Source organism: Nocardia sp. alder85J (assembly GCF_020176955.2).
Classification (GTDB): Bacteria; Actinomycetota; Actinomycetes; order Mycobacteriales; family Mycobacteriaceae; genus Nocardia.
Genome location: NZ_JAIUCZ020000008.1, coordinates 381,229 through 399,666, shown reverse-complemented (window position 1 = coordinate 399,666; position 18,438 = coordinate 381,229). Strand labels below are relative to the sequence as shown.

The 18,438-nt window shown below is 70.8% G+C and carries 17 protein-coding genes and 1 pseudogene; 11 read left to right on the top strand and 7 right to left on the bottom strand.

The window, feature by feature from the left end; translation table 11 throughout:
- Positions 1-10: 10 nt before the first annotated feature.
- A complete protein-coding gene (locus LBW94_RS30000; RefSeq protein ID WP_225058056.1) occupies positions 11-592 on the bottom strand; it encodes a hypothetical protein in 582 nt (193 codons plus the stop codon).
- Positions 593-697: 105 nt separating this feature from the next.
- Here LBW94_RS30000 and LBW94_RS29995 point away from each other — a divergent pair, with 105 nt between their 5' ends.
- From LBW94_RS29995 to LBW94_RS29985, 3 genes are all read left to right on the top strand, one after another.
- Complete coding sequence (locus LBW94_RS29995; RefSeq protein ID WP_225058055.1) at positions 698-1,450, top strand: DUF2470 domain-containing protein; 753 nt, start codon at positions 698-700, stop codon at positions 1,448-1,450.
- Positions 1,451-1,486: 36 nt separating this feature from the next.
- Complete coding sequence (locus LBW94_RS29990) at positions 1,487-2,275, top strand: CPBP family intramembrane glutamic endopeptidase (protein WP_225058054.1); 789 nt, start codon at positions 1,487-1,489, stop codon at positions 2,273-2,275.
- Positions 2,276-2,373: 98 nt separating this feature from the next.
- A complete protein-coding gene (locus LBW94_RS29985) occupies positions 2,374-3,711 on the top strand; it encodes an LCP family protein (protein ID WP_416276975.1) in 1,338 nt (445 codons plus the stop codon).
- A 199-nt stretch (positions 3,712-3,910) separates the two neighbouring features.
- Here the strand turns inward: LBW94_RS29985 and LBW94_RS29980 are convergent, their stop codons facing one another.
- The 4 genes from LBW94_RS29980 to LBW94_RS29965 all read right to left on the bottom strand — a co-directional run bounded on the left by LBW94_RS29980 (position 3,911) and on the right by LBW94_RS29965 (position 7,420).
- On the bottom strand, positions 3,911-4,834 hold the full coding sequence (locus LBW94_RS29980; protein WP_225058052.1) for a DUF5926 family protein: 924 nt from the start codon (positions 4,832-4,834) through the stop codon (positions 3,911-3,913).
- 353 nt (positions 4,835-5,187) lie between these two features.
- Complete coding sequence (locus LBW94_RS29975) at positions 5,188-5,955, bottom strand: glycerophosphodiester phosphodiesterase (RefSeq protein WP_225058051.1); 768 nt, start codon at positions 5,953-5,955, stop codon at positions 5,188-5,190.
- Positions 5,952-7,031, bottom strand: coding sequence for a DUF4328 domain-containing protein (locus LBW94_RS29970; protein WP_225058050.1), 1,080 nt, complete (start codon positions 7,029-7,031; stop codon positions 5,952-5,954). The genes LBW94_RS29975 and LBW94_RS29970 overlap by 4 nt, the downstream gene beginning before the upstream one ends.
- Positions 7,031-7,420, bottom strand: coding sequence for a rhodanese-like domain-containing protein (locus LBW94_RS29965; RefSeq protein ID WP_225058049.1), 390 nt, complete (start codon positions 7,418-7,420; stop codon positions 7,031-7,033). The genes LBW94_RS29970 and LBW94_RS29965 overlap by 1 nt, the downstream gene beginning before the upstream one ends.
- Before the next feature lie 337 nt (positions 7,421-7,757).
- Here LBW94_RS29965 and LBW94_RS29960 point away from each other — a divergent pair, with 337 nt between their 5' ends.
- The 4 genes and pseudogenes from LBW94_RS29960 to LBW94_RS44265 form a co-directional block, all read left to right on the top strand.
- A complete protein-coding gene (locus LBW94_RS29960) occupies positions 7,758-8,369 on the top strand; it encodes a hypothetical protein (RefSeq protein WP_225058048.1) in 612 nt (203 codons plus the stop codon).
- Positions 8,370-8,520: 151 nt separating this feature from the next.
- Positions 8,521-9,144, top strand: a complete 624-nt coding sequence (locus LBW94_RS29955) for a superoxide dismutase (RefSeq protein ID WP_225058047.1) — start codon at positions 8,521-8,523, stop codon at positions 9,142-9,144.
- A gap of 214 nt (positions 9,145-9,358) precedes the next feature.
- A complete protein-coding gene (locus LBW94_RS29950; RefSeq protein WP_225058046.1) occupies positions 9,359-9,889 on the top strand; it encodes a peptidase in 531 nt (176 codons plus the stop codon).
- A gap of 319 nt (positions 9,890-10,208) precedes the next feature.
- Positions 10,209-10,742: pseudogene (locus LBW94_RS44265) on the top strand (TMEM165/GDT1 family protein); the annotation flags it as partial.
- A 138-nt stretch (positions 10,743-10,880) separates the two neighbouring features.
- On the opposite strand, the gene LBW94_RS44260 reads toward LBW94_RS44265, so the two are convergent.
- Both LBW94_RS44260 and LBW94_RS29935 read right to left on the bottom strand, forming a co-directional pair.
- Positions 10,881-11,525 (bottom strand): TetR/AcrR family transcriptional regulator, encoded by a 645-nt coding sequence (locus LBW94_RS44260; protein WP_323137961.1) that lies wholly within the window; start codon positions 11,523-11,525, stop codon positions 10,881-10,883.
- A gap of 21 nt (positions 11,526-11,546) precedes the next feature.
- Positions 11,547-12,512 (bottom strand): SDR family NAD(P)-dependent oxidoreductase, encoded by a 966-nt coding sequence (locus LBW94_RS29935; RefSeq protein ID WP_225058044.1) that lies wholly within the window; start codon positions 12,510-12,512, stop codon positions 11,547-11,549.
- A gap of 160 nt (positions 12,513-12,672) precedes the next feature.
- Between LBW94_RS29935 and LBW94_RS29930 the strand changes: the two genes are divergently transcribed.
- The 4 genes from LBW94_RS29930 to LBW94_RS29915 all read left to right on the top strand — a co-directional run bounded on the left by LBW94_RS29930 (position 12,673) and on the right by LBW94_RS29915 (position 18,218).
- Complete coding sequence (locus LBW94_RS29930; protein WP_225058043.1) at positions 12,673-13,440, top strand: SDR family NAD(P)-dependent oxidoreductase; 768 nt, start codon at positions 12,673-12,675, stop codon at positions 13,438-13,440.
- A 134-nt stretch (positions 13,441-13,574) separates the two neighbouring features.
- Entirely contained in the window at positions 13,575-15,350 is a 1,776-nt protein-coding gene (locus tag LBW94_RS29925) for a TM0106 family RecB-like putative nuclease (protein WP_416276974.1), read from the top strand.
- 50 nt (positions 15,351-15,400) lie between these two features.
- Entirely contained in the window at positions 15,401-17,374 is a 1,974-nt protein-coding gene (gene htpG, locus LBW94_RS29920; RefSeq protein ID WP_225058042.1) for a molecular chaperone HtpG, read from the top strand.
- Between the two features lie 157 nt (positions 17,375-17,531).
- Positions 17,532-18,218 (top strand): DUF6474 family protein, encoded by a 687-nt coding sequence (locus LBW94_RS29915; protein WP_225058041.1) that lies wholly within the window; start codon positions 17,532-17,534, stop codon positions 18,216-18,218.
- Positions 18,219-18,438 lie beyond the last annotated feature (220 nt).

Sequence of the window (18,438 nt, the reverse complement as noted above, 5' to 3'; positions counted from 1 at the left end):
GGATACGACACTACTGGCCGCGCGGCGGATCCGGCCGCGGTGCGGCGCCCGCGCCCGGACCGGCCGTCAGCACGGCCACACCACGTGTCACGGACTCCGGCGAATCGGACTCGACGGCCAGCAACACCTCGCGCACCGCTCGCACCGCCGCCGGGCGCAGCCCGCGCAGGAAGGTCACATCGGGTGCGGCCAGCGCGGCCCGGATATCCATGCCGCACAACGCGGCAGCGGTCCCGGCCAGCACCGCCAGCGCCCGCTCGCCGGACTCGGTGCGGGCCACGAAGCCGGTGTCGGCGTGCGCGATCCCGGCCAGGAAGTCGGCGATCCGCGCATCCGGCAGCCCGAGGTCCAGCACCGGCACCGCGACCGGTGTCACCGCGCGTACCAGCCCGGTGATCAGATCATCCGATCGCTCACCACCGGCATCGGATCGTTCGGCGGCGCCGCCGGTCCGCTCGACAGGTGCCGGACCCGGTCCGCCCAGCGGCGCCGCCGGTCGCTCGTCGCCCGTGGCGGCCGCTCGCGCGGGCATCGCGGGCAGGCCCAGCGGGAGCGGAATCGAGGCGGGAGCGGGGGCGGAATCGTGCGGCACGTTTCGACTGTAATGAGCGGAATGCTTGCGCGACCGGCCACCATCACTTAGCTTAGGTTTACCTAACTCTTGCACCACTACCGGTTCGGATCCCTGGAGGTTCGCATGGGCCACACGACTGTCGTCACCCCCTCGGCCGCGGAACGGGTGCGCAGCGCCTGCGCCCGCGCCGGGACGGCAACCCTGGCCCTGCCCGGCACCGAACCCGTGCCCACGGTGCTGCATCACGTCCGGGCCTGCGGCGACACGGTGGTCGCGGTCGCCGCCGAGTCGGGGGCCGCCGCGGCCGCGGCGGCCTGGACCCCCGCCATGCTGGAACTCACCGACCGGGCCCCGCTGCGGCTGCGGGAACCGGTGCGGGCGCTGATCTGGTTGCGCGGCCGGTTGCGGGCCGTCCCGGAATTCGCCCAGCGGGCGCTGGCCACCGAGGTGGCCGCGGAATATCCGCACCCCGCCCTGCTCGACGTCGGCCACACCACCGTGCTGCTGCGGCTGGTGCTGGATTCGGCGGTGATGGCCGACGCGGCGGGCGCCGTCTCGGTACCCCCGGCCGAATTACGTACCGCCGCACCGGATCCGTTCTGGGAGCTGGAATCGGCCTGGTTGCAGCACATCGACAGCGATCACGCGGAGATGGTGACCGCGCTGGCCCGGCATCTGCCGGTTCGCCTGCGCGGCGGCCGGGTCCGGCCGCTGGCGATCGATCGCCTGGGCATCACGCTGCGCGTCGAAGGCCCCGAATCGGACCACGACGTGCGGCTGCCCTTCGCCGCACCGGCCGAGGACGTGGAGTCGCTGTCGCGCGCCCTGCGCATCCTCGCGGGCTGCCCGTTTCTGAACCGCATGCGCCGCCAGTGATCCGGCGCCGCGAATCGGACGCCTAGATTGGCGGTCATGGTGTCTGATTCCGCGCCGGCGTGGCCCGCGCCCGCCCCGGACCGGCCGCGGTCGGCGATCCGGCTGGAGATCGTGATCGTCCTGATCGTCACGTTCGGGCTCAGCGGTGCGAGTGCGGCGCTGTCGCTGGTGGAGAGCGCGCTGGCGCCCGGCGGCCTCGGCGGGCAGAAAGTCGCGCTGAACCCGTCCCGCGCCACCGAGTCCACCATCGACCTGCTGTTCCAGCTGTTGAGCGCGCTGCGCCTGCTGGGCTGGGCGGCCCTCGGTCTGTACCTGCTGTGGCGCAGCGGAATCGGGCCGCGCCTGATCGGCCTCGCCCGCCCGCGGCTGCGCGGCGACGTGCTACCGGGCGCGGCGCTGGCGGCGGTGATCGGACTGCCCGGCCTCGCCCTGTATCTGATCGCCCACGCCCTGGGCCTGAGCGTCACCATCGTGCCGGCCTCGCTGGGTGACCACTGGTGGCGGCTGCCGGCCCTGGTGCTGTCCGCGATCGCGAACGCGGTGGCCGAGGAGGTGCTCGTCGTCGGCTACCTGATCACCCGACTGCGCGCGCTGGACTGGTCGCCACGACGATCGTTGCTGGCCTCGGCCCTGCTGCGCGGCAGCTACCACCTGTACCAGGGCCTCGGCGGCGGGCTCGGCAACCTGGTGATGGGTGTGATCTTCGGCGGCTTCTGGCAGCGCAGCACCCGGCTCTGGCCCCTGATCCTCGCCCACGCCACCATCGACAGCGTCGCCTACATCGGCTACACGGTCCTGCACGGCCACGTGTCCTGGCTGCCCTGAACCGAATCGGGCGCCGCCCGCGCCGTTCGGGGGCGCCGTACACCGCCGCCGATTCGACATGAACCGCACCGGCGGCGGCATCAGTAGCATCAATGGAGATGAACGGCGAAGACCCCAGGCGCAATGCACGGACACGCCGGGTGTCGCCGTCCGGCGCGCCCGGTGCGTATCCGCCCTCCGACAACAAGTATCCCGACGAGGCGCCGACCCGCCCGGCGCCCGAGCCGACGCAGGTCATGCGCCGCGACCGGAACACCGGTTCGCCGCTGGCCTATTCGCAGACGCCGGGTTCGGGAAATCCACCGCCGCACCGGAATCCGCCACCCGCACAGCAGCGGTACGACCGGCCGCCGCCGCGTGACCCGAACCGGGGCGCGCCGCCGACCGCGGGCCGTCGGCCGCCACCTCCCCCGCCGCAGCGCGGATGGCGCAACCCGCCACCGGACGCCCCGCGCCATGCGGGGGCCCCGCCGCGACGGCGACGGCGGCCACGCTGGGGACGGCGACTGCTGATCCTGCTGCTGATCCTGATCGTGCTGCCGATCGCCGCGCTGATCTACCTGGACACGTCGCTGACCCGCATCGATGCGCTGGGCGGTTATCCGAACCGGATCGGTGACACGCCCGGCACCAACTGGCTGCTCGCCGGTTCGGACAGTCGCGACGGCCTGACCGCGGCGCAGGAGGCGCAGCTCACCACCGGCAGCACCTCGGATGCGGGCGGTGAGCGCAGCGACACCATCATCCTGGTGCACCTGCCGAAGTCGGGGCAGCCGACGGTGGTCAGCCTGCCCCGCGACTCCTACGTGAGCATTCCGGGCCACGGCCGCGACAAGCTCAACGCCGCGTTCGCCCTGGGCGGCCCGAAGTTGTTGTCGCAGACCGTGGAGATCGCCACCGGACTGCACATCGACCATTTCGCGAAGATCGGCTTCGGTGGTTTCGCCGGGCTGGTCGACGCGGTCGGCGGCATCGATATGTGCCTGCCGCAGCCGATGAACGATCCGCTCGCGGGCATCGACCTGCCCGCGGGCTGCCAGCATCTGAACGGCCCGCAGGCACTGGGTTTCGTGCGCAGCCGGGCCACCGCGCGCGCCGACCTCGACCGGATGAACGATCAGCGCCAGTTCCTGACCGCCCTGTTGAAGAAGGCGGGCAGCGCCTCGACGCTGGCGAACCCACTGCGGTGGTGGCCGCTCGCCCACGGCGCCACCCGGGCGGTGCAGGTGAACAACGGTGATCACCTCTGGGATCTGGCCCGGCTGGGCTGGGCGCTGAAGGGCGGCACGGTGGCGACGACGGTGCCGATCGGCGGCTTCACCGACGTGTCCGGCAGCGGCAATGTGCTGCTGTGGGACCACGATCGGGCCACCACCTTCTTCGGCGACCTGGCCGCCGACCGGCCGCTCCCACCGGATCTGATCACCGCCGGCTGAGGCCGGACCGACCCGGCCGCCGCGGCCCGGGTCCGGGCAGACCCCGGCGCCACCCACCGAATTCCGGCGGATCGGCCGGTACCGACCGGATCCCGCCACGACGGACCGGCCTCGTCGGGTCCGCCCGAATCCTGCGGATCGGATCCCACCACCGCGGAACCGGTTCCGGCGAGGTCGGCCGGAATCGGGCAGATCCGGTTCAGCGCAGGGTGATCTGCCGCGACCGCAGGCCGTCGCGCGAGCGGCGCTCGTCGGCGGTCAGCGGCGCGTCGGTGGCCAGGGCCGCGGTCAGCCGGGCGCCGAATTCGGCCGCCGCCGTGACCCATTCGCTGGGGTGCCGCTCCCGGTCCAGATCGAAGACCGGTACCAGCAGCCCGTGCGTCCGGAACGAACCCGCGAACCGGGAGCCCTCGCCGAGATGCAGTCCGCCCGCGGCGTGCACGCGGGCCAGCGCGAGCATCAGATCGTCCTCCGGTTCCGGCCGCACCCAGCGCAGGTGCGCCCGCTCCCCGGCATCCACCCACCAGGCCGCACCGATCGCGTCGGCGCCCAGTTCCAGCCGGGCCGACGGCATGATCGCCTGGTTGGCCTGCTGGATGGTCGCCGCCACCTGCGGATCGGGCTGTACCCCCTCGGGCACCCACCAGGCGAAGTCCGCGTGCACGGTCAAATCCAGGCTCGCACCGGGATCGATGACCTCGGTCAACGCCGGTGCGGCCCCGGCGGATTCGGCCACCGCGTTCAGCGAGTCGCCCGGCTCCGCACCCTGGGTCCACAGGATGGCGGCCGCCAGATCGGCGGCCGGATTGCCGGACTGGAACTGCACCTGCGCGCCGACGAATCCGGTCGGCTCGGCACCGGCCCGCACCAGCGCGGCGACCGCGCCGGGCAGCACGGTGGCGAGGACGACCGGCCGGTCGCCCTGGGCGCCCGGCGCCAGCTTCAGTGTGGCCGTCGCCGACGGCACGAACTCGCGGAGCGCGACCAGATCGCATTCGGCGGCCAGCCCGGCGAACGGGCGGGTCACGGTCTGCGCGGCCTGTTCCTGCGCTGCCCGGCGCTCGGCGAGGCGCTGTGCCCGATTGCTGTCGGGCTTGGGACTGTTGCGCTTGCTTTTACCCACGAACGCAGAAAATACAGTGTCGACGCCGTACGCACACAACCCCTCGCCGAAGCCGGTCGGCCACCATCGCCGACACCGACCAGCAGTTCCGCACCGACATCGTCCGGGCGCTCCCCGTGAGCACCAGCCGGACGAGTCCCGCCGGACGCCTTGCGCCGGCGACAACCCGGACGCTCGGACCGCCGCCGCCGTACCGAATGCCGATGGCACACCACCCGGCCGAGCGTCGGTGTTCGAGACGGCGGCCGCCCGGATCGGCGAAGCGCCGCGGCAATTCGCCGGACACGCGGTGCGCACGCCACCCGCGCCGCGCCGACGCGAACGTCGACCCGGCCCGACGGACCTCCGGCGGCTCAGACGGTGTCGAGCACCGCCTTGGTGCGGCCGGGATGGTTGGTGGCGATCCAGCTGACGCCCAGGTCGGCGCACAACTCGACGTCGGCGGGATCGTCGACGGTCCAGCAGTAGGTGGCGCGCCCGGCGGCGGCCGCCTTGTCGACCAGGTCCGGATGTTCGCGCAGGGTCTTCACCGAGGGGCCGACCGCCGTGGCGCCCACCGTGGTCGCGGCGCTGCCACCCAGGTAGCGGGAGGACTCGCCGAGCAGCACGGTCGGCAGCAGCGGCGCGGCGCGGCGGATCCGCCAGACCGCGGTGGCGGCGAAGGACATCACCACCGCCCGGGAGTGATCGGCCGAGGCCGGGGTGGCGATGCCGAACCGCTGCAACTCGGCCAGCAGCTTGTTCTCGACCAGGGCGCCGTAGCGCACCGGATGTTTGGTCTCGATGAACAGCTTGCTGGGCTGACTGCGCCAGTCCAGCACCAGCGTGATCAACTCGCTGAGGGTCAGCACCGGAGCGGGCTCCGCCGCGGTGCCGAAGTTCAACTCCCGCAGTTCGTCCAGGCTCATCTCGCTGACCAGCCCGGTGCCGTCGGAGGTGCGGTCGACGGTGCGGTCGTGCACACAGACCAGATGCCCGTCCCGGGTCAGCCGGATGTCGCATTCGAGGCCGGCGGCGCCCTCCTCCAGGGCCAGTTCATAGGCGGCCAGGGTGTGTTCCGGGCGTACGCCGGACGCACCCCGATGTGCGACCACGAACGGCGCGCGATTGCCCGCGTTCACTTCGCCATGACCTCCTCCTGCTCCGCCGCGCCGGGCGCGGGGTCCGATGCGGCACGATCCGCGTCCGAATCATCCCCGACCCCGGGCTCCGGCGCGCGGTCAGCGGACTCGCCGACCCGGTGCACCGGCTCGATCACGACCGCGGCGGGACCGGACGCCGGCACCCAGCGCCGCAGCTGCCGTTCCCGCCCGCGCAGGTCGCGGCCCTCGCATCGGCGCACCACCCACAGCGACAGCACAGCGACCGCCGCGGCCGCCAGATCGGTGTAGGCACTGATCATCACACCGTCGGCGCGGGCCTGCAGCGAATCGGCGGTGTGCCAGCACAATGCGACCACCACCAGCACGCCGTCGAGGACCCAGGCGCACCACCAGATCCGGACCGCGCGCAGCGCCCGCGGTTCGCCGCGCCGGGCCAGTTCGGTGAGGAACACGCCGGGCCACAACAGGTTGACCACCGGGATCAGGCAGCCGCACCACACCATCGGCCCCGGGCGCGGATCCTGTTCGCCGACCGCCGCATAGGCGTTGCGGCGCGCGCGGATCAGCCAGCCGGTGAGGGCGACCGCGGTGAGCAGCGCGGCCAGCAGCGCACAGCCCGCCAGCACGTACAGCGATAGATCCGAGGCCAGCAGCAACGGCTGCGGGATCAGCCGGGTCCGGTTGCGCAGCAGGATCAGGTACCGCCCGATCTCGGCCACCGCGGCCAGGACGAACAGCACCGCGGTGAGGACCAGCAATCCGGCGACCCGCGTGCTCAGCCGCGCCAGCCGGCCCGGCACGACCGGCGCCGGTTCGGACCGCGAGTCGTGCAGACCCCAGCGCGGAATCTCCTGGTACCGGGGCGGACCGGCGACGGGCGGGGACACCGGCCGGGCGCTCGGCCGCGGGCGCCGGCCCGGCGGCCGCGCCACCCAGCGGTAGTTGCGGCGCTCGGGCGGCGCGTCGACCGGGCCCGGGGACAGCAGCACGCCCCGGCAGCGCGGGCACCAGTGCATCGGCGCGCCCTGCACCGCCCAGCGCGATCCGCACCGGGCGCAGGGCTGCACCATCGCGCCGCCGCGGGGGGCGCTCATCAGTAGACCTTCGGCTCGTGCGGGCCGGTCGCGGCCAGCGGCCGGCCCGACTGCTGCCAGGCCACCATGCCACCGGCCACGTTGACCGCGTCGAAGCCGAAATGCGTGAGATAGCGCACGATCTGCAGGGAGCGGCCGCCCTGGCGGCAGACGACGTAGATCTCGGCGCCGGCCGCCAGCTCGCCGAGGCGGGCCGGGACGTCGTCCATCGGGATGTGCACGGCGCCGGGCGCGTGCCCGAGCTGCCATTCGTCGTCCTCGCGGACGTCGAGCAGCACACGGACACCGACCGACTCGGCGGCCGCGGCGGCGGATCCGGCCGGCGCCGCGGTGTCGAATTCGGCCGGCACGGCCTCGACCGGCACGGACGGGATCTCGGAGCTCGTCACGATTCGATCCTGCCACGTCGGCGCATCGAAGCCGAGGGTTCGGGGGCGGGCGGGGTGCGGTTATCCACAACTATCCACAGTTTCCACAACCTGATCCACAGGTCGAAGGTGCGGGATTCGGATGGCGAGAGCCGGCGGAGACACGGCACGGAACGGCGGGCGACCGATCCGGGACTCCCCTCCTCCAATCCCGGAGCAATCGCCCGCCGAATACTTGGACGGGGTGCGGGACCGTTCGGTTCCCGTGACTTCCGAAAATCGGCACCGCAAATCCGACACCACTTCCGAGGTCACGGAAATGCAGGACCCGTCCCGACGGCGTCGGTAGCCTGACCGCATGGAAGCGACCCGGGGGCTAATCGACGACTTGGATACGGCTGGGCTGAACATGGCACTGTCCGAGGCCACTTGTCTCGGCGCTGCCGTCGATATCGCAAATGCCCGGTTACATCTGGAGCTGGAGGTGCTCACCCTCCCGGTCGACGGGCCGCCGCCCGAGGATCGCTTCGTCCAGCTCACCCTGACCGGCGTCAGCCGGGTCGCCGCGTCGCTGCGCATCCAGTACTGGGACGAGATCGAGCCGAAGGTGATGCCGCTGGCCCTGGACGGGCTCGGCGAGGCCACCGCCGGATTCGGTGGCGCCGCCCTGCACGGCTGGGAATTCATCGATACCGACGACAGCGGCTGGTCGCTGTGGCGGGAACTGCTCAGCTTCGACACCGAGGTGAGCGACCGGCCCGCGCTGCACGTGCTGGAGTTCAGTCAGCAGGAGGGCGCCGACCCCCGCGAACTGGATGTGCGGGTGTGGTTCGAGGGCGTCGAGGTCACGACGAGCGCCGGGCGGCCGGTGGCGCTGCCGGATTTCGTCGCGGGCAGCCGGCGCTGGTGGAAGGCGCACGACGCCTGTGATCCGCGCACCATGCTGCCGGATGTCGCACCCCCCATGTGATGCCGGTATCCCCGTGAGGCCGGGGGTATTCCGGGTATCGGAATGGAGGGGCACACCCTCGGGTTGCACGGGGGCGGGTGTACGAATGATGGTTGGTGCGCTCGAACCCTACGACCGAGCGCACACAGCCCGACATCAAGGAAGGGACATCGTGGCCGAGTACACGTTGCCAGATCTGGATTACGACTACGGCGCCCTGGAGCCCCACATCTCCGGGCAGATCAACGAGATCCACCATTCCAAGCATCACGCCGCCTACGTGGCCGGTGTCAACACGGCGGTCGAGAAGCTCGAAGCGGCCCGGGAGGCCGGCGATCACGCCGCCATCTTCCTGAACGAGAAGAACCTCGCCTTCCACCTGGGCGGGCACGTCAACCACTCGCTGTGGTGGAAGAACCTGTCCCCCAACGGCGGCGACAAGCCGGTCGGCGAGCTGGCCGCCGCCATCGACGACCAGTTCGGCTCGTTCGACAAGTTCCGTGCCCAGTTCACCGCGGCCGCCAACGGCTTGCAGGGTTCCGGCTGGGCCGTGCTGGCCTACGACACCCTCGGCCAGAAGCTGCTGACCTTCCAGGTGTACGACCACCAGGCCAACTACCCGGTCGGCATCCTCCCGCTGCTGATCGTCGACATGTGGGAGCACGCCTTCTACCTGCAGTACAAGAACGTCAAGGCCGACTTCGTGTCCGCCTTCTGGAACGTGGTCAACTGGGCCGACGTCCAGGATCGCTTCGGCAAGGCCGTCTCGCAGGGCAAGGGCCTCGTCTTCGGCTGATCCGCCTGCCGTTGCGGCACAGCACGATCGGGCCCGGATTCCCGCTTGGGATCCGGGCTCATTGCTGTTTCAGGCGTGTTACCAGCGGATTGGCACTCTCCGGTACTTGTGTGCCAGACATTGTTCGAGGCATTCTCGGGTACCCAGTGATCATCGGCGACGCGTTCGCCAGCATGCGGACCGCCGCCGGGTCGACTCGGCTTCGGGAGGCACGATGCGCGCACACGACGATCCGGTCCGAATCACCCCGTTCGGACTGCACGGCTCGTTGCGGGGATTCATCATCGCCGGGCGCTGGCCCGACACCACCAAGGAATGGGCGCAACTGCTGGTACTGGCGGTGCGCGTGGCGAGCATGCCCGGCCTGCTCACCACCTCCACGGTGTTCGGCGCCCGGGAGGAACTGCCCGACGATCCGCAGCCCGGCACGGTCGGCCTGGTCGTGGCCGAGGGACCGGTGCTGGGCGCCGAGGCGGTCGAACCCGGCAGATTCGCGGGCCACGTGCCACCGGCGCTGATGATGCTGCATCCCCCCTCGGAGACCCGGCCGTCGCTGCCGGAATGCGCGGGCGCGGCCTCCGGCTGCGTGCTGTTGCCCGGGGTGCCGCATCTGGGTCTGGCGCATCGCGCGGCCTGGGTGGAGGCGGAGCTGGACGGCACCGTGACCTCGATGATCAGCCGGGTGGGCGTGGACCCGATCAGCGATCCGGACACCGCGGTGCTGGCCATGCTGCTGGCCGCGTGAGGGCGGCCGAAATCCGCCGACAAGGGTTCCCGAACTGATTCGGGTGGACACCCGAACTTGTTGTGCCGTTTGCGATTCCATGCGGAGAGGGTTGGCCTCGGCCCGAGGTTAGGGTAGGCTTGGCCGAAGCGAAGGGGAGTAGCCCGCAATCGCGCGGTCGACATACTGGTCCCATCGGGGCCCGGCCGTGTGAACCGGATTCGTTCCGGTGGGCGAGACCTTCGGCCGACGACCGATACCGACATTCCGTTCGGATGCGTCGCCGGCCGAGGGCATCCGTCTCCGGCCGGCGAGGTGACCGGGCGGTGGGGAGCCCCACATGATCGCCACCGTTCTGCTGAGTTTCGGCATGTTGTTCGTCGCCGAGCTCGGCGACAAATCCCAGCTGATGGCGCTGACGTTCACCCTGCGCTACCGATGGTGGGTGGTGCTGGCCGGGATCAGCGTCGCCAGCGTCGTGGTCAACCTGCTCGGCGCCGGAGTCGGGCACGTCCTCGGCGCCGCCCTCCCCACCTCGGTGATCGCCCTGTGCACCGGCCTGGTGCTGCTGGCCGTCGGCGCCTGGACGCTCTACGACAACCGCCCCGGGCACGAGGACGGCGAGGAGCAGGCCCCCGCGGTCCGGCCCGGCCGCGGCTTCGCGGTGGTGTTCACCGCATTCCTGATCGCCGAGTTCGGCGATCGCACCATGTTCGCGACCCTGGCGCTGGCCTCCGGCCGGGACTGGGTGGCGGTCTGGATCGGCGCGGCGCTGGGCATGGTGGCCGCGGGCGCGCTGGCCATCGCGATCGGCGCCACCGTCGGCCGCCATCTGCCCGAGCGGCTCATCGGCGTCGGCTCCGGGCTGCTGTTCCTGTATCTCGGTGTGGCCGAACTACTCTCGGCGCTGGCACCCGGTCTGGGCCGGCCCGCCGAACTGGCGCTGGCGGCCGTCCTGCCGGTCCCGGCCGGACTGGCGCTGTGGGTGGCGCACCGCCGCGCCGGTCGGTCGTCAGGGCTGATCGATACCGAACAGCTCACCGCCGCGACGCACCAGTTCGAGGATGGGTTCGCGCAGCGTCCGCAGCCCGTCCAGGTCGCCGGCGGCGATCCGGGCCGTGACCATCGTGCTGATCGCCGCCACCAGGGTGGTGCAGGCGAAGCGCTGGGCTGAGGAATGCGCGCCGAGCAGATCCACGATGATGTCGACGAAGGATTCCTGGAGTTCGACGCGGCGGGCGATCGCCTTCGACCCGACCGCGTACACCTCGACCAGATACAGCCGGGCATAGGTCGGTTCGTCCGCCAGCGCGTCCAGATAGGCGCGCAGCAGCCGGTCCAGCCGCTGCGCCGGGGTACCGGCGGCGGCCTCGGTGCGGCGGGCCGCGCCGGTCCGGGTCAGCATGATCTCCACCGCGCGCTGATAGCCCGCCTCGAAACAGTCCTCCCGGGAACGGAACTGCTCGTAGAAGGTCTCCCGGGACACCCCGGCCCGCTTGATGATCGTGGCGACCGACGTTCCGACATAACCGTTCTCGGCCATGGCGGCGGCCATCGCGCCGAGTATCCGCTCACGTTGTGAGGCGATCACCGTCTCCCGGGACAGACCGTGGCGGCCGCGGGGCAGTTGACGGGTGATACCGGCCGAGGGGGGCATGGCGGGCAACTCCATTCCGATTCACGACGGGCCGTGGGTCCCGGCACGACCTGTCGGTGGGGACGATGCGGACAGTGGGGCGGGCCGCTCCCTCCGGCGGGAGCGAGCCGGCTGGTCGGTGGTGAAGACGACCGGCTCGGTACGCGCGATCGCCACCGCCTCGCCCACACCACGACGTAGCGCCAGGTCTATTACCCATTGACCGAGTGGTCGAAACGGCAGGATCACGCCGACCCACCACGGTGATACCACCCGCCGCGAGCGCCGGGCCAATGCCCGCTCCAGCACATCGATGGCGGGTCCCAGGGGCGCCACCCCGGAGACGGTGGTGCGGCCCAGGATGGTCCGGGCCGCATCGGTGCCGAAGCCGCGTGCGGTCATATCGGTGTCCAGCTCGGCGAAGTACGCGACGCCGACCCGGGCGCCGGTGTGCCGGATCTCGTTGCGCAGTGTGTTGGCCAGCGCCTCCGCCGCCGCCTTGGAGGCGCTGTAGGCCCCCGCCAGCGGCAGGTGCACCGCCGCTGCCAGCGAGGACACCACGAGCAGATAGCCGGCGGCGTGGCCGAGATGCGGACCGGCCGCGCGCATCGTGTAGTAGACGCCGAGCACGTTCACCGCGAACGTCTCCTCCACCACCCGGGCATCGCCGCCGACGAGCGCGAGCTGCCGGGCCACCCCGGCGTTGGCGACCACCGCGTCCAGTCCGCCCAGCTCGCCCACGAGCGAATTCACCACGCGCTCCACCTGGGTCGGATCGCCGATGTCGCAATAACGCCAGGGCGCGTCGCCACACTCGCGCGCGACCTCGGCCAGCAGTTCGGCCTCGATGCCCAGCACCGCCACCCGGGCGCCGTGCGCGTACAGCTGCCGGGCCAGCGCGGCGCCGATCCCGCGAGCCGCGCCGGTGATCAGAATCCGTTGTCCGGCAACAGTTCTGCTGCGCAGTGGCCCGCGCCACCGGGACGCGCGATCCACAGGGGGGTGCATACCGCAGACCGTACCACCGATGAACAGAACTGTTCGCCGATGCGCGGCGGACAACGGATCCGCACCGCGCCGCCCTCCCCTCGTGACCATGCCCGGAACTCCGGTTAATGTGCGTTAACGGAGGGCCAGCGAGCCGTTCAACAACGAGAGGACCTTTGCCATGGAGATTTCGGGCTCCGCCGCAATCATCACGGGGGCCGCGTCCGGGCTGGGCGCCGCGACCGCCAAGCGCTTCGCCGAACTCGGGGCCACCGTCTTCGGGCTGGATCTGAAGCAGTCCATCGACCGGGCGGGCGACAACGTGCCCGGCGGCGTGACCCTGCTGCCCACCGACGTCACCAGCGGGGACGAGGTGGCCGCCGCGATCGAGACGGTGGTGGGATCCGGTGTGCCGCCGCGCATCGTGGTCAACTGCGCCGGCGTCGGCTGGGCCGGGCGCATCCTGTCCAAGAACGGCCCGCACGATCTGGAGCTGTTCCGCACGGTCATCACCGTCAACCTGCTGGGCAGTTTCAACGTGATGCGGCTGGCCGCCGACGCCATCTCCAAGACCGAGGCGGTCGACGAGTACGGGCAGCGCGGCGTGGTCGTGAACACCGCCTCGGTGGCGGCGTTCGAGGGCCAGATCGGCCAGATCGCCTACTCCGCGTCCAAGGGCGGCGTCGCGGGCATGACGATTCCGGCGGCCCGGGATCTGGCGCAGTTCGGCATCCGGGTGAACACCATCGCCCCCGGCATCATCGACACCCCGATGCTGGCCGGTGTCACCGAGGAGTACCGCAAGGGCCTCGAGGCGGGCGTGCCGTTCCCGTCGCGGCTGGGCCGCCCGGACGAGTACGCGCAGCTGGCGCAGTACATCGTCGAGCACGACTACCTCAACGGCGAGACCATCCGGATGGACGGCGCGCTGCGCATGGCGCCGCGGTAACCACTCCTCCGGCAGAACGGGCCCGTCGTGCACGGCACGACGGGCCCGTCGCATGCACCTACCACAGCGCTTCACAACCGTTGCGTGCAGTGCGGTTCACGAGGTTGTCGGTGTGAGGGACCATACTGCTACACGTGTATTCGGGCAGTGGTGACCGGAACGGTCGCGAACATGAGGGCGGGCACTCCGAGCCGCCGGCGGCTGTGGTGTGCGCGTCCGGCGAGTTCGCGGCAGCCACGCCGGCGGCTGCCACAGCCACGCCGGCGGCTGCCACAGCCGCGCCGACGGCATCGGTCACCGCCTTCGTCGATGCCCGGTCCCTCATCGGCTGTCGTCATCGGCTGCATCTGAATTCCGCGCATCCCGAGGTGCTGACCGGGGTGACGGAGGATGCCGGGGTGGTGCAGCGCCGCGAGGCGGCCACCGCCCACCGCGAGCGGGTGCGCGATCTGCTGGTCGCCGCCGCCCCCGCGCAGTGGACGGTGATCGACCCCGCGCAATCGGCCGGGGCGCGCGCCGCGGCCACCATGCGGGCGTGCGCCGCCGGGGCGCCGCGCATCTGGGGTGCGCTGCTGCCGCAGGAGCCCGACACCGGGCGGCGCGGCGGCTCGGAGATCCTGCTGCGCGACGAGCAGCGCGGCGGCTATCTGCCGATCATCGTGGTCAACCACAAGGTCACCGACCCGCGGCAGCCCGATCCGGCCGAATTCCATCCGCTCACCACCGGCCTGTACGAATGGAATCCGCGGCCGGACCGCACCGTGCGCGTCCGCACCCAGCCGCGCGACCAGCAGCGGCTGGTCCATCTCTACCGGATGTTGCAGCGGCACGGGCTGGCGAGCCCGGCCCTGGTCGGCGGCGTCGTCGGCTTCCACGCCGACCGGGTGCTCATCCACGATCTGGGCCCGCTGCTCGACGAGTACGACCGCCGCTACGCCGATCGGATCGCGGTGGTGCGCGGCGAGCTGCCGACGGTGCCGTCCAAGGTGCCGGAATGCCGTCAGTGCCCGTGGTGGACCCGCAGCGAGACGCCGGACACCCCCAGCTGCGAGCGCTGGCTCACCGACCATCGCGATGTCAGCCTGGTCGCCGCCGGTTCGCGCGCGGAGGTGCTGCGCCGCCACTCCGTCGACACCATCGAGGATCTGGCGAACTGGACCGGCGACGCCCCCGACGACTGGCAGTACGAGCCGTTCGAGGAGGCCGTGGTCACCGCGCGGGCCTGGATCTCCGGAGCGCCGCTGGTCCGGCGCGTCGAGCGACTACGGGTGCGGCGGGCCGATGTCGAGGTCGACGTCGACCTGGAGAGCTATCAGGAGTACGGCGCCTATCTGTGGGGCACCCTGCTCGACGGCGTCTATCGCCCGTTCGTCAGCTGGGATCCGCTGCCCACCCGGGACGAGGCGCGTTCGTTCGCGGAGTTCTGGACCTGGCTGATGGAGATCCGCGCCGAGGCCGTCGCGAACGGCAAGACCTTCGCGGCCTACTGCTATTCGCGTACCGCCGAGGACAAATGGCTGTACGAGTCGGCACGCCGGTTCTCGGGCCTGCCCGGCGTCCCGACCGAGGCGCAGGTGCGTGAGTTCGTGGACGGGCCGCAGTGGGTGGACATGTTCGAGGCCGTCTCCACCCAGTTCATCTGCCCGAACGGCAAGGGGCTGAAGAAGATCGCCCCGGTCGCCGGATTCGCCTGGCGTGATCCGGAGGCCGGCGGCGAGGCGTCGATGAGCTGGTACCGGCTGGCCGTCGGCTACGACGGGCCGCCCGATATCGGCCAGCGCACCCGGTTGCTGGAATACAACGAGGACGATGTGCGCGCCACCAAGGCGTTGCGCGACTGGATGGCCCCCACCGAGCCGGGCGCCCGCAGCGCCGAGGCCGAGGTCCCGGCGATGGCGGACTTCCGCTGACCCGCGGGTGACCCTTCGGAGCGCCGGGGCCGCCGTCGTATTATGTCGACGTGACTGAGCACGTCGAACAATTGGAGTTTCAGGCCGAAACCCATCAGCTGCTGGAACTGATGATCCACTCGGTCTATTCGAACAAGGACACATTCCTGCGCGAGTTGATCTCGAATGCCTCCGACGCACTGGACAAACTGCGGCTGGAGTCGTTCCGGGACAAGGATCTCGCGGTCGACATCTCCGATCTGCACATCGAACTGGCCGTCGACGCGGAGAACCGCGTCCTGACCGTCCGCGACAACGGCATCGGCATGTCGCGCGACGAAGTGATCGACCTGATCGGCACGCTGGCCAAGTCCGGCACCGCGGAACTGCGCAAACAGTTGCTGGACGGCAAATCCGACGCCGCCGCCGAGGAACTCATCGGCCAGTTCGGCATCGGCTTCTACTCCACCTTCATGGTGGCCGACAAGGTCGCACTGACCACCCGCCGCGCCGGCGAGACCACCGCCACCCGCTGGGAGTCGCACGCCGGCAGCTCCGCCTACACCATCGAGACCCTGGAATCGGGCCCGCAGGGCACTGCGGTCTCGCTGCACCTGAAGCCCGCCGACCCGGACGACCACCTCTTCGACTACACGCTGGAGTGGAAACTCCGCGAAATCGTCAAGAAATACTCGGATTTCATCGCCTGGCCGGTCCGCATGCAGGTCGAGCGGACCGTCACCGAGGGTGAGGGCGAGGACGCCGAAGAGAAGACGATCATCGAGGATCAAATCCTCAACTCGCAGAAGGCGTTGTGGACCCGCCCGCGCAGCGAGGTGTCCGAGGACGAATACAAGGAGTTCTACAAGCACGTCTCGCACGCCTGGGACGATCCGCTGGAGATCATCCCGATGAAGGCGGAGGGCACCTTCGAATATCAGGCGCTGCTGTTCCTGCCCTCGCAGGCGCCGTTCGACCTGTTCAACCGCGAGCACAAGCGCGGCGTCCAGCTCTACGTGCGCCGGGTGTTCATCATGGACAACTGCGAAGAGCTGATGCCGGAGTACCTGCGCTTCGTGAAGGGCGTGGTCGACGCACAGGACCTGTCGCTCAACGTGTCCCGCGAGATCCTGCAGCAGGACCGGCAGATCCAGATGATCCGCAAGCGCCTGGTCCGCAAGGTGCTGTCGACGGTCAAGGACATGCAGTCCGCCGGCCGCGAGGAGGGCGGCGACGATTCGAAGTACCGCACCTTCTGGTCGGAATTCGGCCGGGTGCTGAAGGAGGGTCTGCTCGCCGATTTCGACAATCGCGAAACCATCCTGCAGGTCTCGTCGTTCGCGTCCACCCATTCGACCGAGAAGCTCACCACCCTCGCCGAATATCTCGAGCGACTGCCCGAGGGCCACGACAAGATCTACTACATGACCGGCGAATCCCGGCAGCAGATCGAGAATTCGCCGCATCTGGAGGCGTTCCGGGCCAAGGGTCTGGAGGTGCTGATCCTCACCGATCCGGTCGACGAGATGTGGGTCGGCTCGGTCACGGAGTTCGAGGGCAAGCAGTTCCAGTCCATCGCCAAGGGCGAGGTCGATCTGGAGACGGAGGAGGAGAAGAAGGCCTCCGAGCAGCTGCGCGAACAACAGGAGAAGGACTTCGGCGAGGTGCTGACGTGGTTGCAGCAGGCGCTGGACGAGAGCGTCAAGGAGGTCCGGCTGTCGTCGCGGCTGACCACCTCGCCGGCCTGTGTGGTCGGTGACGTCTTCGACTTCACCCCGCAGCTGGAGCGCATGTACCGGGCGTCGGGTCAGGAACTGCCGCAGACCAAGCGGATCCTGGAGCTGAATCCGACCCACCCGCTGGTCACCGGCCTGCGCGAGGCCTACGACAAGAACCGGGCCGCCGCCGACGAGGGCACCGACGGCGATCTCACCGCGACCGCCGAATTGCTCTACGGCACCGCGATCCTCGCCGAGGGCGGGGAGCTGAAGGATCCGGCCCACTTCGCCCGGATCCTCACCGATCGCCTGACGAAGTCGTTGTGATCACCCGGCCCGCGGCGCCACGGTGGTGACGCGGGCCGGTCCCTCGTGGAGCGTCAGCGCGACCGGATAGGGTTGTCGCAAACCGTGTGGCTCGTGGGCGGGTACACCGGCTGACGACCATCCGCCCACGGCGAACCAGCATGACGGAGGCCTACCCATGGGGTTGTTCACCAAGCGCTCGCGGCGCGCGAACCGCAAAGCCGAGGCGAAAGCCCTCAAGCACAAGGCCGGCCTGGAGGCGAAGCTCGGCGCCCGCAACGAGCGCAAACGTGACCGCGCCGAACTGCGCACCCAGCGGGACGTGGCCAAACAGCAGGTGGCGACCCTGAAGGCCCAGGAGAAGGCGGCACTGAAGACCGCCGCGAAGGCCGAGCGCGATCTGTTCAGCGTCGGCCAGGTGCGCAAATACCTGGGGGTGGCCCGGATCCTGGTGCCGGTGCTGGCCCCGCTGGCTTACCGCGCGGCGACCTTCGTGCGCGGTGAACTCGACACCCGCCGCGCCCGGCAGCTGGGCATCGGCATCGACCAGCTCACCGACTACTCCGGCCCCGGCGCCGCGTTGCAGGTCCGCATCGCCGGCGCCGAACAGACCCTGACCGAGCTGGAGCAGAAGTCCGATCAGAAGCGGGCCGAGGCCGGGCGCTCCCGCAGCGGTAAGAACGGCCGCGACGACGACACGGTGAAGTTCGTCGCCGGTACCCGGGACCGGCTCGACAGCCTGACCGCGGCGGTCCGCACCGCCGACCGGATGCCGGTGCCGCGCCGCCGCACGGTGCACGAGTCGATCTCGCACGAACTGGCCGATATCGAAGCGGACCTGCTGACCCGCCTCGGCGTGCACTGACCCCACCCCACTCGACCAGAGATCTCCCGTGCCCCCTGGTGACCGTTGCCGAATGCCGACCCCGGGCCCCGCGCCCGCCGGGTCCGCTTCGGCGTCGGCGCCCGGCCGGACCGCTGCGAACCGCTCGCCGGTACTGCCGCATCACGTCGTTACCCGGTCCGATCACCAGCTCGCGACGCATCGCGCCGTCCGCGCGAACATCCCCGCCGGCAGGCGGCGG

What these genes read in the sequence shown, in the direction of transcription:
- LBW94_RS44260 (WP_323137961.1), bottom strand. Translation starts at nt 11,525, where the DNA reads ATGCCCCCCTCGGCCGGTATCACCCGTCAACTGCCCCGCGGCCGCCAC.
- LBW94_RS29915 (WP_225058041.1), top strand. Translation starts at nt 17,532, where the DNA reads ATGGGGTTGTTCACCAAGCGCTCGCGGCGCGCGAACCGCAAAGCCGAG.
- LBW94_RS29950 (WP_225058046.1), top strand. Translation starts at nt 9,359, where the DNA reads ATGCGCGCACACGACGATCCGGTCCGAATCACCCCGTTCGGACTGCAC.
- LBW94_RS29995 (WP_225058055.1), top strand. Translation starts at nt 698, where the DNA reads ATGGGCCACACGACTGTCGTCACCCCCTCGGCCGCGGAACGGGTGCGC.
- LBW94_RS29960 (WP_225058048.1), top strand. Translation starts at nt 7,758, where the DNA reads ATGGAAGCGACCCGGGGGCTAATCGACGACTTGGATACGGCTGGGCTG.
- LBW94_RS29970 (WP_225058050.1), bottom strand. Translation starts at nt 7,031, where the DNA reads ATGAGCGCCCCCCGCGGCGGCGCGATGGTGCAGCCCTGCGCCCGGTGC.
- LBW94_RS29990 (WP_225058054.1), top strand. Translation starts at nt 1,487, where the DNA reads ATGGTGTCTGATTCCGCGCCGGCGTGGCCCGCGCCCGCCCCGGACCGG.
- LBW94_RS29935 (WP_225058044.1), bottom strand. Translation starts at nt 12,512, where the DNA reads ATGCACCCCCCTGTGGATCGCGCGTCCCGGTGGCGCGGGCCACTGCGC.
- LBW94_RS29930 (WP_225058043.1), top strand. Translation starts at nt 12,673, where the DNA reads ATGGAGATTTCGGGCTCCGCCGCAATCATCACGGGGGCCGCGTCCGGG.
- LBW94_RS29985 (WP_416276975.1), top strand. Translation starts at nt 2,374, where the DNA reads ATGAACGGCGAAGACCCCAGGCGCAATGCACGGACACGCCGGGTGTCG.